The following is a 1,046-nucleotide window of genomic DNA, read 5'->3' as shown; positions in this document are numbered from 1 at the left end:
GATGGCGGCGGCCAGCGCCTCGGCCCGCGCGGCGCCGGCATTCGCGTGGACGATCACCGCCATGCCGTCGGCCGCGAGACGGCGGCAGATCGCCTCCCCCAGCGGACTGGCACCGCCGGTGACGAGGGCACGGATCATGACGCGGGCGCCGGCACGATGATGCCCGCGCGGCCGGTCAGCAGGACCGCCCCCGCCGCGGACCGCAGTTCCAGGGCATACAGCATGCCGCCCCCCTCCCGGTGCTCCAGCGTCGCGCGCACATCAAGCGTGCCGAGCGCCGGATCGTCCAGCCGCTCGACCGTCCAGGCGACGTCGCGCAGCGAGGCGACATAGCCCGCCGACGCCGGGCCGCCCGCGCACAGCGCGCCGTGCAGCGCCGCCGCCTGCAGCGCGTATTCGATGCCGCAGAGCGCGGCGAGGCGCCCGTCGCGGCGCAGCGGATTGGCGGGATCGAGATGCGAGTCTGCATGACAGGCGATGGCCCCCGCGTCCCACGCCGCCACCGACTCGAGCAGCATCATGGCGCCGGCATGGGGCACCAGCGCCGCGATCGCGCCGGCGTCGAGCGGGCTCACGGCGCCGTCTCCAGCACGAGATGCCCGTCCAGATAGGGCAGACGGTGAATGCCCGCCGCCCCGCGCGCCAGGCTCTCCAGCAACGGCAGCGCCCGGGCGATGGCATTGCCCGCCGCGAGCGGGGCCAGCGCCGGATCGCGCGGCGTCTCCGGCACGACGGGTTCCAGCGGGACATAGCGCAGGCCGAGCGACGGGCGGACGACCGGCGCCAGCACGAAGGCGACGCCGAACGGGGCGACCGTGCGCCGCACCCGGTCGAGCGGCGGCGGGAGCGGATGGTCATAGGCGCACAGCAGCACCGGCGCGTCCTCGGTCGCGACCATGGCGAGTGCCGTCAGCAGCCCCGCCGCCAGGGTGTCGTCGTGAAAGCCGAGGCTGCTCGCCGCCGACCGCCCGCCGGTCGCGATCGACCAGTAGCCGGCGGCGGCGTTGTGGACCGAGTTGTGGAACTGTGTGGGCGAGACCACCCGC

At 75.4% G+C, this 1,046-nt stretch carries 2 protein-coding genes; both read right to left on the bottom strand.

Going from position 1 to position 1,046, the window contains the following annotated elements; genetic code table 11:
* Positions 1 to 134: 134 nt before the first annotated feature.
* Positions 135 to 575: a hypothetical protein gene (locus B8460_RS19100; RefSeq protein WP_048863214.1), complete on the bottom strand. Its 441-nt coding sequence runs from the start codon at positions 573 to 575 to the stop codon at positions 135 to 137.
* Positions 572 to 1,046, bottom strand: a 475-nt coding sequence (locus tag B8460_RS19095; RefSeq protein WP_048863213.1) for a beta-ketoacyl synthase chain length factor, incomplete at its 5' end; no start/stop codon positions are given. The genes B8460_RS19100 and B8460_RS19095, both read right to left, overlap by 4 nt.

It is taken from the genome of Acidisphaera rubrifaciens HS-AP3 (assembly GCF_000964365.1).
Lineage (GTDB): Bacteria > Pseudomonadota > Alphaproteobacteria > Acetobacterales > Acetobacteraceae > Acidisphaera > Acidisphaera rubrifaciens.
Note: the sequence above shows the minus strand (reverse complement) of the source record. Positions and strands in the feature narration are given on the sequence as shown.